The organism is Roseateles sp. GW835-FHT13E02 (assembly GCF_058794035.1).
In genome coordinates this window covers 62418-75915 of sequence record NZ_JBXAGJ010000015.1, presented here as the reverse complement: position 1 = coordinate 75915, position 13498 = coordinate 62418, and the positions used below count along the sequence as shown (strand labels likewise).

Sequence of the window (13498 nt, the reverse complement as noted above, 5' to 3'; positions counted from 1 at the left end):
CATCTCAGTTGAGCGTGCCATCGAGCGGGGTTTCAGAGCCGCGGCTGACGCGAAAACTCAGGGCGGTGCCGCACACGGTGCCGGCCACCGTGGCCGCGATCGGCATGCCTGCGCTGTCCAGCGCCACGCACTGGCTGTCGGCGCCGTTGACCTGGATGCTGGCTGGCGGGTTGGAGGTCCAGGCCGCAGCCGTGCAGTTCAGTGCGGTTGGCACGCCGCTGGCGACGCAGAGCTTGCCGGGAATGCTGATCATCACCGCCGAGGCGCCGGCGCTGCTGGCGCTCGGATTGCGCAGCGCCAGCGCCTTGAGCTGGCTCATGCCCTGCATCAGCAAGGTCTGGCTCTGGCGCATATAGGCCTGGGCGCCCCAGGAGGCCGAGAACGGCGCGACGGCCAGGGCCAGCAGCATCATGATGGCAATGGTCACCATCATTTCGATCAGCGACACCCCGCATTGCCTCGTGCCCAACGATGCGCGGATCACCATGTCGTGAAGCCACAGGCATTGGTGGCGGTGCGCGTGTTGCTGTTGTTCAGGGTCAGCACACAGCTGGCCAGGCTGCCCTTGCCGGTGGCGGTCAGGGTGTAGCTGGTGGCCGTACTGACCAGGGTGTAGTTGAAGTAGGCCGATTGCGTGGGGGCCCAGGCGGGGAACATGGTGGTGGTGGCCACCGTGCCGGCAGCATTGACCGGGTAGCTCAGCTGTAGCTGATAGCGGTTCTCCATGTTCAGCGCCAGGGCGGCGAGGTCGGCGCTGCCGCTCTTGGCGCGGCTTTTGTTGACATAGCTGGTGTAGGAGGGGATGGCGATGGCGGCCAGGATGCCCAGCACGACCACGGCAATCATCAACTCGACCAGAGTGAAACCGGCCTGTGCCGCAGTGGGCTGCGCGCGGCGATAGGCCGGGGCCGCGGCCGTCGAGGACTTGGGGGCAACAGCAGGAGCAGTGTTCAAGATCATTCCTCGCAAGCGCTGGACAAACAGGCCAAAAACGGCCGCGAATTCGCTTCGGCCTGTGCACACAACATTAAAACCAACTGAATACCAATTTTACAGACTGGTATCTAGTTAGGTCTGCGATGTTTGTCACGCTCGCGGGCTGCGTGCGAGCCCGAATCCGTCAAGCGCACATGCAGATTTGCTTATATCGGAAGCCTGGGCGCTTGGGTACCCGCGAAGCGGGACTGGTGGACCGCAATTGCCCAACTTTTCGCGCACGCGAGGGCTCATGCCTGTTGTGGCGGACGCGCGGTGCGGCGCAATGCCACCGCATCGGGCAACTCGCGCGCTGTGCCATGTTGCAGGCGGAATATCTGCACCGCGGCCTGCACCTCGCCGACCTGGGCCTGCAAGACGCTGGCCGCACGTGCCAGCTGCTCCACCAGGGCCGAGTTTTGCTGCGTGATGCCGTCCAGATGGCTGATCGCCTGGTTGATCTGCGAGATGCCGCGCAGTTGCTCATCGGCACCCAGGTGGATCTGGCCGATCAGGCGCGTGAAGTGCTGCACCGACTGCAGGGTCTGTTCGATGCTGTCCTGGGCGCTGCGCGTTTGGCGTTCTCCGGCCTCGACCTTTTCGGCTGAATCGTGAATCAGCTGGCGGATCTCAGCTGCAGCCTGCTGGCTGCGTTGGGCCAGAGCACGCACTTCGCTGGCCACCACGGCGAAACCTCGCCCATGCTCCCCGGCGCGGGCCGATTCGACGGCGGCGTTGAGTGCCAGGATGTTGGTCTGAAAGGCAATGGAGTCGATCACCTGGATGATTTCACCGATGCGCCGAGAGGCGCCGGCAATGCCGCCCATGGTGTCCATGACATGGTGGACGACGTCGCCGCTCTGGCTGCTGACCCGACTCAGTTCCTCGGCCACCGACGAAGCCTGGTGGGCGCTGTCGGTGCTGCTGCGCACCGTGCCGGTGATTTCCTCCATGGCGGCGGCAGTTTGCTCGAGGCTGGCGGCCTGAGCCCCGGTGCGCTGGGCCAGATCGGCATTGCCCTGGGCGATCTCGCGGCTCAGACGGTTCATGTCCTGCAGCTCATCGAGTGTGTCGGCCACCAAGGCGCGCAAATTGACGCGCAGCTGGTTCAGCGCGGTTTCCAGCGCCTGCAGATCGCTGCCCGAACTCAGACTCGCCTGAGGCTTGAGTGCCTGGCTGAGGTCGCCCGCGGAGAGCTGATGGGCATAGGCCAGCAGGCGCTGAAGGCCCGCGCGATCGCGATTCACGCAGGCGCGGGCGAGACCCAGCGCCAGGGCGGCCAGGAGCAGTACCTGGGGCACAAACCAGGGGCTGGCTGGCGCCACGCCCCAGCGCCCCACGGCCATGCTCAGGCCCGCCACCAGCAGCACGATCAGGCCTGTGGGCAACCAGGGGCCGGGCCGCAGTGCGCGCAGCCAGCGGCTGCGCCAGTCCCGGCGCAAGACCTGACCCTCGTGCAGCACATGCAGCAAAGCGCCTTTCGCCGCTTCACCGCGCATGGTGGCGTAGAGCGCCTCTGCCGCCTGCACCTGCTCGCGGCTGGGCTGGGTGCGCACCGACAGGTAGGCCACCGGCCTGCCGTTCTCGCTCAGCGGAGTGACATTGGCCAGCACCCAGTAGCGGTCGCCATTCTTGCGGCGGTTCTTGACCACGCCGGACCAGGGCAGGCCGCGTGCCACGGTGTCCCAGAGGTCGCGAAACGCTTCCTCGGGCATGTCCGGGTGGCGGATTAGGTTGTGGGGCTGGCCCAGCAACTCGTCCGCGCTGTAGCCGCTGACCTGAATGAAGGCCGCATTGCAGTGCAGGATGCGCCCCTTGAGATCGGTGGTGGACACCAGAGTGCGCCCGCTGGGGAAGGGGAATTCCTGCTGGCTGACGGGAAGATTGCTTCGCATGGGCAGCGTCCTCGCGGCGCAGATCGCCCGTGGCCGCCGGTGGACCCGGCCGCATCCGCGTCTGCTGGGCGCAGTATCACGCGCCCGGGCGCTTCATGACCAGCCCCCGTGCGCGGCGTTGCGGCTGCAGGTCGCAGCGGGCGTTCAGCCCAGTTCCACCCAGACCGGCGCGTGGTCGCTGGGGCGTTCGTTCTTGCGCGGGGCGCGATCGATGACGCAAGACTTGACCTTGGGCTGCAGGGCGGCGCTGGCCAGGATGTGGTCGATGCGCAGGCCTTGGTTTTTGCGGAAAGCCAGGTTGCGGTAATCCCACCAACTCCAGCTCTTGGGTGCTTGCTCGAAGAGGCGGAAGGCGTCGCAGAGCGGCAGCTCGATCAGGGCCTGGAAATGCGCCCGTTCCTGCGGCGTGCAGTGGATCTGGCCGGCCCAGGCCACTGGGTCGTAGACATCACGGTCGTCCGGTGCGATGTTGAAGTCGCCCATCAGGAGCAGGTTCGGGTGGGTTTGAAGCTCTGCCGCGACAAAGCTGCGCAAGGCATCCAGCCAGGCCATCTTGTAAACGAACTTGTCGCTGTCGGGCGCCTGGCCATTCGGGAAGTAGGCGCCAATGCAGCGCACGCCGTCGACGGTGCCGGTGATCACGCGCGCCTGGGGGTCTTCGAAGCCGGGGATGTTCTTCACCACGTCGGTAGCCGGACTGCGGCTGATCAAGGCCACGCCGTTGTAGGTCTTCTGACCGAAGAACTGCACCTGCCAACCCGCGGCCTCGAAGTCCGCCTGCGGGAACTTGTCGTCGGTCAGTTTTGTTTCCTGCAGCACCAGGCCATCGACCGGGTTGGCCGCCAGCCAGTCCAGCACCTGGGGCAGGCGAACGGCCAGGGAGTTGACATTCCAGGTGGCAAATTTCATGGGGCGGGCTCCGGTGCAGGTCGCGTACATCAAGCAAATGGTCGAATGCGTCAGAAATGACGCAGGGCCGGCAGCTTAACGCCTGGCCGGCCCTGGTGAAGATGCAGCGCTGCGAAGCCTGCGCGAAATCAGGGCGCTGCCTGGCGCACGCGGGAGGGCGGCAGCAACAGGGTGAAGCGGCTGCCCTGGCCCACTTCGCTGTGCACCTGCAACTCGCCACCGTGGCGCTGCATCACATGTTTGACGATGGACAGGCCCAGGCCGGTGCCACCGGTCTCGCGGTTGCGGCTGCCATCGACACGGTAGAAGCGCTCGGTCAGGCGAGGCAGGTGCTCGCGGGCGATGCCGGGGCCGGTGTCGGTGACGGAGATTTCGCCGTGACCATCGGCGGCCAGGCGCCAGCTCAATTCGATCTCGCCGCCCTCGGGGGTGTAACGCACGGCATTGCTCAGCAGATTGCTGATGGCGCTGATCAGCTCCGTCTCCACGCCCGCCAGTTCCAGTGCGCCGACTTCGCCGACCTTGAGCTGGTGCCGGCCATTGGACAAGGCCTTGGCATCGGTGCCCAGGCGCTGGAAAAGCGGCGCCAGACCGATCCATCGGTCCGAGCCGGGGCGCGGGCTGCCTTCCAGCTGGGCCAGGGTCAGCAGGTCGCTGACCAGGCTCAGCATGCGCTCGGTTTGCTGGCCCATCAAGGTCAGCACACGGCGGCGTTCGGGCTCGCTCAGGGGCAGGGAGCTCATGGTTTCGATGAAACCGCTGAGCACGGTCAAGGGCGTGCGGATCTCGTGCGAGACATTGGCCACGAAATCACGGCGCATGGCTTCGGCGCGTTCGCGCTCGGTCACGTCCTGGCTCAGCACCAGCCGCAGGCCGTCGCCGTAGGGGCGCACGATCACCGACAAGGTGCCCGAGCCACGCGAGCTGGTCAGCAAGAGGGGCTCGTTGAAGCGGCCGGCCTGCAAATAGCTGACAAAGCTCGGATAGCGGACCAGGTTGGTGATGCGCTGCTGCAGATCGCGCTGCGGGTCGAGCGCGAAATGGTCGGCCGCGACACGGTTGCACCAGGTGACATGGTCGTGGGCATCGAGCATCAGCACGCCGTTGGGCGAGGCCTCGATGGCCGACAGGAATTGCTGCAGTTGCAGGCGTTCGTGGGCGATGGCCCGGTCGCGTTTGCGCAGGGCGCGCTCGATCAGATAGGCCAGGTCGCCCCAGTAGCCGCTGCTGCGCGGCGCATCGCCTGGCTGCTTCTCGCGCAGCCACTGCATCAGGCGGCGGATGCGCAAGGTGTCGATCAGCAGCAGGGCCACGATGGCGCTGACCACGCCCAGCCACTCGCTGAGCTGGGGGTAGCCCGTCAGCGTGCCGATGCCGCGCCCGGCCAGATCACCGGCAAACACGATCAAACCCACCAGGGCCAGGCGGGGGAGAAAACCGATCACGGTCATGAAAAACGCTTTCCAGGCGAAGGCGGATTCATCAGGCCGAAACGGGCTGGGCTTGCTGCGAAAGGCGGTAGCCGGCGCCGCGCACGGTCTCGATCATGCGCGCGCATTGCACGCGTTCCAGCGCTTCGCGCAGGCGCTTGACGTGCACATCCACCGTGCGCTCTTCGATGAAGACATGATCGCCCCAGACGCGGTCCAGCAGCTGCGAGCGGCTGTGCACGCGCTCGGGGTGGCTCATGAAAAAGTGCAGCAGGCGGAACTCGGTCGGGCCCAGCTTGACCTCGGCACCTTCGCGGCTGACCCGGCGGGTGCCGGGGTCCAGGCTCAGCCCGCCAATCGTCACCACGGAATCCAGCGCCTCGGGCGCCTTGCGGCGCAGCACCGCGCGGATGCGGGCCAACAGCTCGTTGGTGGAAAACGGTTTGGTCAGGTAGTCATCGGCCCCGGCGTCCAGGCCCGAGACCTTGTCGGTCTCTTCGGCACGGGCCGTCAGCATGATGATGGGTAGGTCCTTGGTGCGTTGCTGGCCGCGCCATTGGCGGGCCAGGGCCAGACCGCTCTGGCCGGGCAGCATCCAGTCCAGCACCACCAGATCGGGCAGCACCCGGTCGACCTCGTACTGTGCTTGGTCCGCGCTGCTGGCCAGGGTCACTTCGAAACCGGAGTGGCGCAGATTGATGGAGATAAGTTCGGCAATCGCCGACTCGTCTTCGACAACAAGAATCCTCGACATGCTGTGCTTCTTCTTTTCGAATGAGGTTGATCAGTCTTTGAGGGCCACGGATTCCACGGTGTCCATGGGGTTGTGGCGGATGTCCGTGCCCTTGACGATGTAGATGATCTGCTCGGCCAGGTTCTTGGCGTGGTCACCGACCCGCTCGATCGCCTTGGCCACGAACACCAGATCGATGGAGGCCGAGATGGTGCGCGGGTCTTCCATCATGTAGGTGATGAGCTTGCGCATCAGGCCGTCGAATTCCTGGTCGATCTGGTTGTCCTGCTTGATCACTTCCAGCGCTTGCACGGTGTCCAGACGGGCGAAGGCGTCGAGAGCCTTACGCAGCGAGGCCGTGGCCAGCTCGGCCTCGAAGGAGATGTCGCTGACCGGCAGTCGCAGGCGGCTGAACACGCCCGAGTTGATCAGGCGGTGCACGGTGCGGGCGATGCGTGCGGCTTCATCGCCGACGCGCTCGAGGTTGCCGATGGTCTTGGAGATGGCGATCAAGAGTCGCAGATCGCGGGCGGTGGGCTGGCGCAGGGCGATGATGGCGGAGAGGTCGTGGTCGATCTCGACCTCCATCTGGTTGACGCGCTCTTCAGCGACCAGCACGCGCGAGGCAATGTCGCCGTCGAAGGAGGTCAGGGCCGAGACAGCCAGTTCCACCTGCGATTCCACCAGGCCGCCCATTTCCAGAACGCGGGTCGAGATACCGCTCAATTCCAGATCGAACTGGCTCGACAGATGTTTGTCACCCATGACTTCTACCCTTTGCGAATTTGAATCAATCGTTGCAGTCTAACGAGCAGCTTGCGCTGAGAGGCGGCCGTGCCGCCCGTGGGCTCAACCGAAGCGGCCGGTGATGTAGTCTTCGGTTTCCTTGCGCTTGGGCTTCATGAAAACCTCGCGCGTGGCACCGTACTCGACCAGCTCACCCAGGTACATATAGGCCACGAAGTCGGAGACACGAGCGGCCTGTTGCATGCTGTGGGTCACGATGACGATGGTGTACTTGGTCTTGAGCTCTTGCAGCAGCTCTTCGATCTTGGCGGTGGCGATCGGGTCCAGGGCCGAGCAGGGCTCGTCCAGCAGCAGCACTTCGGGCTCCAGGGCAATGGCGCGGGCAATCACCAGACGTTGTTGCTGACCGCCGGAGAGGCTCAGGCCGCTGCTGTCCAGGCGGTCCTTGACTTCATTCCAAAGCGCGGCCTGACGCAGCGAGCGCTCCACCGTTTCATCCAGCTGGGCACGGTCCTTGACACCCAGCAGGCGCAGGCCGTAGGCCACGTTTTCGTAGATGGACTTGGGGAAGGGGTTGGGCTTCTGGAACACCATGCCGACCCGACGACGCAGCTGGGCCACGTTGACGCTGCGGTCGAAGATGTTCTTCTGGTCCAGCTGCACCTCGCCTTCGATACGGCAGCCATCCACCAGATCGTTCATGCGGTTGAAGCAGCGCAGCAGGGTGGACTTGCCACAGCCGCTGGGGCCAATGAAGGCAACCACATGGCCGCGCGGAATGTTCAGCGAGACGTTGTGCAAGGCCTGCTTGGCACCGTAGAACAGGTTCAGGTTCTTGACCGCCAGGGCCACGTCCAGTTCTTCCAGCGGCTTGAGCGGCACGGCCGACTCAGGCACGGCGGTGGCGATCTTCAGCTTGGGCAGTTCGGCGGTTTGGGTGAGGGAGCTCATGAAAGTCTCTCCAGATCAATAGTGTGGGGCAGAGTGTGGGGCAGGGCGATGCGATCAGGGCATCAGACCGAGTCCAGCTCTTTGAATTTTTCGCGCAGACGGTTGCGCATGCGGATGGCGGTCAGGTTCAGGCCGATGATGACCACCACCAGCAGCATGGCGGTCGCGTAGACCAGGGGCCGTGCAGCTTCGACATTGGGGCTTTGGAAACCCACGTCATAGATGTGGAAGCCCAGATGCATGAACTTGCGCTCCAGGTGCAGGAAGGGGAAGAAGCCATCGAGCGGCAGTGCCGGCGCCAGCTTGACCACGCCCACCAGCATCAGCGGCGCCACTTCGCCGGCCGCGCGAGCCACGGCCAGGATCAGGCCGGTCATCATGGCCGGGCTGGCAATGGGCAGCACGGTGCGCCACAGGGTCTCGGCCTTGGTTGCACCCAGGGCCAGGCTGCCTTCGCGCACCGAGCGGGGCACGCGGGCCAGACCTTCTTCGGTGGCCACGATCACCACCGGCAGGGTCAGCAGGGCCAGGGTCAGGGCCGACCACAGGATGCCGGGGCTGCCGAAAGTCGGGCCGGGCAGGGCTTCGGGGAAGAACAGGCGGTCGATATTGCCGCCCAGGAAGTAGACGAAGAAGCCCAGGCCAAATACGCCGTAGACGATGGAGGGCACGCCGGCCAGGTTGTTCACCGAGATGCGGATGATGCGGATCAGGGTGCCTTGCTTGGCGTACTCGCGCATATAGATGCCGGCCATGATGCCCAGCGGCGTCACGATCACGGCCATCAGCAGCACCATCATCACCGTGCCGAAAATGGCGGGGAAGATGCCGCCTTCGGTGTTGGCTTCACGCGGGTCGTCCCAGATGAACTCGCCCAGCTTCTTGGCGTAGTGGCTGATCTTGTCGAACAGGCCCATGGTGTTGGCGCGGTAGACATCGGCCACCTGGGCCAGGGGCACTTCCACTTCGCGGCCGTCGGCCACGCGGGCGACAAAACTGTCGCGGGCCAGCTGTTTGCGCAAGGCGTCGGTCTTCTCCTGAAGGGCGCCGAACTCCTTGTTCAGGGCTTCGCGCTTGGCAGCCAGACTGGCCTTGGCGGCTTCGTCCAGGTGGTCTTCCAGTTGCAGGCGGCGTTCGCTCAGGCGCAGGCGCTCGAGCTCGTAGTTGACTTTGCCAATCTCTTGCTTCTCGAGCTTGTGGATCTGCTTGAACAGGTCCTGGGCACGGGCGGTGCGTTCTTGCAGCGGCGCCCAGGCGGCTTCGCCGCTGGCAATCAGTTGACCTTCTTGCTTGACGGCCACCAGATGACCGTAGAAATTGCCCCACTCGCGACGCTCGACGGTGATGACGTCGTGCGGCTTGGTCTGTTCGCCCAGCAAGGGTAGGGGGAACCAGCGGAAATCCACACCCGACACATCGCGGTTGCCCATCTTGATGAGCACGCGGTCGGTGAAGGTGTCATCACCCGGGATCACGAATCCCGCTTCGCGCAGGCGGCGCACAGACACCTCTTCGCGTTCACGGATTTCGCCGATCAGGCCGATGGTGGAGCCGTCACGTTCCTTGTAGGTGGTCTCGATGACCGCCTTGGGCCAGAAGTGGCCGAGGCCACGCAGGGCCGTCAGGGCCATCACGCCGGCCACAGCCAGCACGGAGACTGCCACGGCACCGGCGGTGAGCCAGATCCAGGGCGAGCCGCTTTTGAACCAGTCTTTCATGATTGATCGTGCTCCGTCAGATGGTGCTGTACTTCTCGCGCAGGCGCTGACGAATCAGCTCGGCGAGGGTGTTGACGAGGAAGGTGAAGGCGAACAACACCAGGGCGGACAGGAAGAGCAGGCGGTAATGGGTTTCACCAACGCCAGCCTCGGGCATTTCGACGCCGATATTGGCGGACAGGGTGCGGAAGCCCGAGAACATGCTGAAGTCCATCACGGCGGTGTTGCCGGTGGCCATCAGCACGATCATGGTTTCACCGACCGCACGGCCCAGGCCGATCATCACGGCCGAAAAGATGCCAGGGCTGGCGGTCAGCAGCACCACGCCCATCATGGTCTGCCAGGGCGTGGCACCCAGGGCCAGCGAACCCGAGGTCAGCGATTTGGGAACGCTGAAGATCGCGTCTTCGGCGATCGAGAAGATGGTCGGGGTGACGGCGAAGCCCATGGCAATGCCCACCACCAGCGAGTTGCGCTGCTCGAAGCTGATGCCGGCCGTGTTGGACAACCAGTGCGGCAGGTCACCACCGAAGAAGGCGGCCTCGATCGGGTGGCCCAGCTGGAAGAAACCCCAAATGGCCAGGGCGACAATGGGCATCAGCAGGGCGGCTTCCCAGCCCAGGCCGACACGTTCGACCAGGCTGCGGGGCATCAGGTGCCAGACAAAGGATGCAAGCACCATGGCCGCCGGCAGCAGCAGCAAACTCATCAAGACGCCGGCAAGGTTGTTCTCCACCAGCGGAGCCAGCCACAGGCCAGCCAGGAAGCCCAGCACCACGGTCGGCAGCGCGGCCATGACCTCGATCGAGGGCTTGACGATTTCGCGCATGCGCTGGGTCATGAAATAGGCGGTGAAGATGGCGCCCAGGATGGCCAGCGGCATCGCCACCAGCATGGCGTAGGTGGCGGCCTTGATGGTGCCGTAGGTCAGCGGGGCCAGGCTGAACTTGGGCTCGAAGTCAGCATTCGAGGCCGAGCTTTGCCAGACATAGTCAGGCTCTTCATAGCTCTCGTACCAGACCTTGCTCCACAGGCTGCTGAAGGAGACTTCCGGGTAATGGTTGTCGACGGCGGCGGTGTAGACGCGGCCGGCCTCATCCTGCGCCAGATAGCCGTTGCCGCGCGGCGGCACGCCGAGCACGGTCAGCGGCTTGTCGCTGAGTTTCTCGACGAAGAGCAGGCGTTGCGAGGTGGCGAAATAGCTGCCCAGATTGCCGGCGGCATCGCCGACGATGAAGCCCTTGCGGAAGAACTCCGGCGCCAGGGCCGTGACCGCAGCCGGCATGGGCTTGAAGTCACGGATTCGGGTCATGCCGAAGTTGGCGCCTTCGGTGCGCACCAGGAACCACTGGCTCAGCTCACCCTTGTCGGTGCCGACGATCAGCGAGTAGCCACCGCTGAGCATGGTCAGGGCCGTGACCTTCTGGCCCTTGGCCAGCTCCACGGTTTCCAGCAGTTTGGGATTGCTCTTGTCGCTGATGTTGTAGCGCGCCAGCTTGGCGTCGCCGTGCAACACATAGAGCTCGCGTTGCTTGGCTTCCACCACCAGCTGGCGAATGCCGGCGGGCGGGTTGGCGATTTCGGAGCTCTGCACTTCGCTCTTGGTCTCGCCCGTCATCGCATTGTTGCTGATGTTCACGGCGGAGAGCAGCAGGCGTCCGTCTTCCGTGACGGCGGCGATGGTCGAGCCATCGTCCGACTGCTGCATGCCGATCAGCTGGATGGCGCGGCCTTGCGGGTCCAGGGCCAGCGGTGCTTCGCCGACCGGGTAGGCCAGGGCGGGCGTGATCACGCGCTTGTTGTTGGGGAAGCTGACCGAGAAACTTTGCTTGACCAGCAGCACGCGGCCATCCGACAGACCGAAGGCCTGTGAGAAGCTGCGGCGCTCGCCGGTCTCGGCGCTGGTGATGCGCACACCCTCCGGCACGGGCACTTGCACCTGGCCGATGGTCTCGCCCGAGGCGAACTTGAAGAAGGTAATGGCGCCACCTGCGCCAACGCGCGAGCCGATCTCGCGCTGTTCCTCACCCGTCAGGGTGAGGGTGGCTTGAGCGTTGCCGCCCGGGGTGGCGAACTGGGCGCGGTGATCAATGCCAGGCGGCATGAACAGCGGCACCACCACGCTGACCAGATAGACGAAGATGGCCGACACGGCGACGATGACGCTGAGGCCGCCGACGGTCATCAACTTCTCGAACAGCTTGTCGGTCAGCAGGCGCCGGCTCATGGCTCGGTCGACGCTGATGGCCGTTTGGGTGGGACTGGCAGTATTCATGGCTTGGAAAAGTTCCGCGCTGATGGTGGTCAAGGGTGGGCAGGACTGGCCTGCTCACCCTTTTTCTCTCAGAGGCTCAAAGAAAGGACAGAGCCAGGTTTTGTATTCAGGACTTTTGCGCCACGCGCAGGGACTTGAAACGCTCCACCCGGTTCATCGGCTTGCCACCCTTGACGCTGTCCTTGTTCATCACATAGACCAGGGTCTCGCCCTTGGGGCCGCTGCCGATTTCGGTGAAGCTGTAAGGCACTTCGCCGAAGGCCAGGAAGTCCTTCATGTCCTTCAGGTCGCCGAACACGTAGAAGCGATTGCCCTTGAGCACTTCGCCGTAGAACTCGGGCGCGCCGCCGAACTGGCCGCTCAAGGCCTTTTCGCCGAGGCTGGGGCGGTTGCCCTTGACATCGTCGCCGGTGATGCCGAACACCAAGGTCGCGCCGCCCGGGCCTTCACCGATCTTGGTGCGGGTCAGGGTCACTTCGCCGTGGTTCAGGAAGTCCTGGTAGTTCTTCAGATCACCGAAGGCATGGACACGGCCCGACTCGGGCAGCACCACATACAACTCCTTGATCAGTTCAAGCGCCGGCGCAGCGACCGGGGCAGCCACCGGAGCCGGTGCCGACGCAGCGGCCACCACCGGAGCGGATGCCGGCGCGGCAGCCGGAGCGGCCACAGGCTGGGTGTTGGCGCAAGCGCTCAAACCCAGGACGGCCACGAGCAGGGCCGAGTTCAGTGCAGTCGTCTTCATTGCTTGGGTTCCTTTGCAGCTTGAGGTCGGGCTGCCGCGGCGCCACGAGGGCTGGGCGGCAGCCGCGTCATCCGCTGGCTTGCTTCTTACTTGCTGATCTCAGCCAGGAAGCGGGTGGCCATGGCGGCGGGCACCGGCACGAAGCCGTCCTTGATGGTCACTTCCTGACCTTGCTTGGACAGCACCATCTTGAAGAACTCGCGCTCCAGCGGGTTCAGCGGCTGGTTGGGCTTCTTGTTCACGTAGACGTACAACACGCGGGCCAGCGGGTAGGTGCCGTCGATGGCATGCTTGGCATCGGGTTCGACGAAGGGCTCACCGGCCTTCTTCGACAGCGGCAGGGCGCGCACGCCCGAGGTCTTGTAGCCAATGCCCGAGTAGCCGAGGGCGTTGATCTGGGTGGACACGCTCTGCACCACCGAAGCCGAACCCGGCTGCTCGGCCACATTGCGCTTGAAGTCGCCCTTGCACAGGCCCACGTCCTTGAAGAAGCCGTAGGTGCCCGAGACCGAGTTGCGGCCGTACATGGCGATGTCGCGGCTGGCCCATTCGCCAGTCAGGCCGACTTGGCCCCACTTGGTGAAGTCAGACGCGCCGCCGCACTTGCGGCTGACCGACAGGATGGCGTCCAGGTCGGTGATGGTCAGGCCCTTGATCGGGTTGTCCTTGTTGACGTACACAGCCAGGGCATCAATGGCCACGCCGACGGCGGTGGGCTTGTAGCCATGCTTCTTTTCGAAGCCTTCGACTTCACGAGCAGTCATCAGGCGGCTCATGGGGCCGAAGTTGGCGGCGCCTTCGGTCAGGGCCGGCGGCGCGGTGGACGAACCCGCGCCCTGGATCTGGATGTTGACGTTGGGGTAGAGGCGCTTGAACTCCTCGGCCCACAGCGTCATCAGATTGTTCAGCGTGTCAGAGCCCACACTGGTGAAGTTGCCGGAGACGCCGGATGCCTTTTGATATGCGGGCAGTGCCGGATCCACCTTGACAGCCTGGGCTGTGGCGGAGGTTGCGACAAACATCAAGCCTGCGATGTGCAGGGCAGCGGCAAGGCGAGAAGGGGTCATTCGTCAACTCCAGTGATTAGAAGGGGTGTGCTTTGTCTTGAAGCAGCCCGGAT

The 13498-nt window shown here is 64.6% G+C and carries 12 protein-coding genes; all 12 read right to left on the bottom strand.

Features of this window, described 5'->3' with window-relative positions; all coding sequences use genetic code 11:
* Nucleotides 1–4: 4 nt before the first annotated feature.
* The 12 genes from AC1Q6P_RS15575 to AC1Q6P_RS15520 all read right to left on the bottom strand — a co-directional run bounded on the left by AC1Q6P_RS15575 (nucleotide 5) and on the right by AC1Q6P_RS15520 (nucleotide 13445).
* A complete protein-coding gene (locus tag AC1Q6P_RS15575) occupies nucleotides 5–487 on the bottom strand; it encodes a prepilin-type N-terminal cleavage/methylation domain-containing protein (RefSeq protein WP_223696909.1) in 483 nt (160 codons plus the stop codon).
* A complete protein-coding gene (locus AC1Q6P_RS15570; protein ID WP_285805998.1) occupies nucleotides 481–954 on the bottom strand; it encodes a type IV pilin protein in 474 nt (157 codons plus the stop codon). Before AC1Q6P_RS15570 ends, AC1Q6P_RS15575 begins: the two co-directional genes overlap by 7 nt.
* A gap of 272 nt (nucleotides 955–1226) precedes the next feature.
* On the bottom strand, nucleotides 1227–2870 hold the full coding sequence (locus AC1Q6P_RS15565) for a methyl-accepting chemotaxis protein (protein WP_492665000.1): 1644 nt from the start codon (nucleotides 2868–2870) through the stop codon (nucleotides 1227–1229).
* Nucleotides 2871–3014: 144 nt separating this feature from the next.
* Nucleotides 3015–3779, bottom strand: coding sequence for an exodeoxyribonuclease III (gene xth / locus AC1Q6P_RS15560; RefSeq protein WP_171828870.1), 765 nt, complete (start codon nucleotides 3777–3779; stop codon nucleotides 3015–3017).
* A gap of 128 nt (nucleotides 3780–3907) precedes the next feature.
* Nucleotides 3908–5230 (bottom strand): phosphate regulon sensor histidine kinase PhoR, encoded by a 1323-nt coding sequence (gene phoR / locus AC1Q6P_RS15555; RefSeq protein ID WP_171828871.1) that lies wholly within the window; start codon nucleotides 5228–5230, stop codon nucleotides 3908–3910.
* Nucleotides 5231–5261: 31 nt separating this feature from the next.
* Complete coding sequence (gene phoB, locus AC1Q6P_RS15550; protein ID WP_171828872.1) at nucleotides 5262–5963, bottom strand: phosphate regulon transcriptional regulator PhoB; 702 nt, start codon at nucleotides 5961–5963, stop codon at nucleotides 5262–5264.
* A 30-nt stretch (nucleotides 5964–5993) separates the two neighbouring features.
* On the bottom strand, nucleotides 5994–6707 hold the full coding sequence (gene phoU / locus AC1Q6P_RS15545) for a phosphate signaling complex protein PhoU (protein WP_102766752.1): 714 nt from the start codon (nucleotides 6705–6707) through the stop codon (nucleotides 5994–5996).
* 84 nt (nucleotides 6708–6791) lie between these two features.
* On the bottom strand, nucleotides 6792–7640 hold the full coding sequence (gene pstB / locus AC1Q6P_RS15540; RefSeq protein WP_102766751.1) for a phosphate ABC transporter ATP-binding protein PstB: 849 nt from the start codon (nucleotides 7638–7640) through the stop codon (nucleotides 6792–6794).
* 62 nt (nucleotides 7641–7702) lie between these two features.
* A complete protein-coding gene (pstA, locus tag AC1Q6P_RS15535) occupies nucleotides 7703–9358 on the bottom strand; it encodes a phosphate ABC transporter permease PstA (RefSeq protein WP_171828873.1) in 1656 nt (551 codons plus the stop codon).
* A 16-nt stretch (nucleotides 9359–9374) separates the two neighbouring features.
* A complete protein-coding gene (locus tag AC1Q6P_RS15530) occupies nucleotides 9375–11633 on the bottom strand; it encodes an ABC transporter permease subunit (RefSeq protein ID WP_492664999.1) in 2259 nt (752 codons plus the stop codon).
* A gap of 106 nt (nucleotides 11634–11739) precedes the next feature.
* The gene (locus tag AC1Q6P_RS15525; protein ID WP_492664998.1) at nucleotides 11740–12378 is read right to left on the bottom strand and encodes a hypothetical protein; all 639 of its coding nucleotides are present in this window, start codon (nucleotides 12376–12378) and stop codon (nucleotides 11740–11742) included.
* An 86-nt stretch (nucleotides 12379–12464) separates the two neighbouring features.
* Nucleotides 12465–13445: a PstS family phosphate ABC transporter substrate-binding protein gene (locus AC1Q6P_RS15520; RefSeq protein WP_171828875.1), complete on the bottom strand. Its 981-nt coding sequence runs from the start codon at nucleotides 13443–13445 to the stop codon at nucleotides 12465–12467.
* Nucleotides 13446–13498 lie beyond the last annotated feature (53 nt).

Bases quoted from the DNA above. Each gene is read 5' to 3' on its own strand.
- xth (WP_171828870.1), bottom strand. From the start codon at position 3,779: ATGAAATTTGCCACCTGGAATGTCAACTCCCTGGCCGTTCGCCTGCCC.
- pstA (WP_171828873.1), bottom strand. From the start codon at position 9,358: ATGAAAGACTGGTTCAAAAGCGGCTCGCCCTGGATCTGGCTCACCGCC.
- AC1Q6P_RS15520 (WP_171828875.1), bottom strand. From the start codon at position 13,445: ATGACCCCTTCTCGCCTTGCCGCTGCCCTGCACATCGCAGGCTTGATG.
- phoB (WP_171828872.1), bottom strand. From the start codon at position 5,963: ATGTCGAGGATTCTTGTTGTCGAAGACGAGTCGGCGATTGCCGAACTT.
- phoU (WP_102766752.1), bottom strand. From the start codon at position 6,707: ATGGGTGACAAACATCTGTCGAGCCAGTTCGATCTGGAATTGAGCGGT.
- phoR (WP_171828871.1), bottom strand. From the start codon at position 5,230: ATGACCGTGATCGGTTTTCTCCCCCGCCTGGCCCTGGTGGGTTTGATC.
- AC1Q6P_RS15530 (WP_492664999.1), bottom strand. From the start codon at position 11,633: ATGAATACTGCCAGTCCCACCCAAACGGCCATCAGCGTCGACCGAGCC.
- AC1Q6P_RS15525 (WP_492664998.1), bottom strand. From the start codon at position 12,378: ATGAAGACGACTGCACTGAACTCGGCCCTGCTCGTGGCCGTCCTGGGT.
- AC1Q6P_RS15565 (WP_492665000.1), bottom strand. From the start codon at position 2,870: ATGCGAAGCAATCTTCCCGTCAGCCAGCAGGAATTCCCCTTCCCCAGC.
- pstB (WP_102766751.1), bottom strand. From the start codon at position 7,640: ATGAGCTCCCTCACCCAAACCGCCGAACTGCCCAAGCTGAAGATCGCC.
- AC1Q6P_RS15575 (WP_223696909.1), bottom strand. From the start codon at position 487: ATGGTGATCCGCGCATCGTTGGGCACGAGGCAATGCGGGGTGTCGCTG.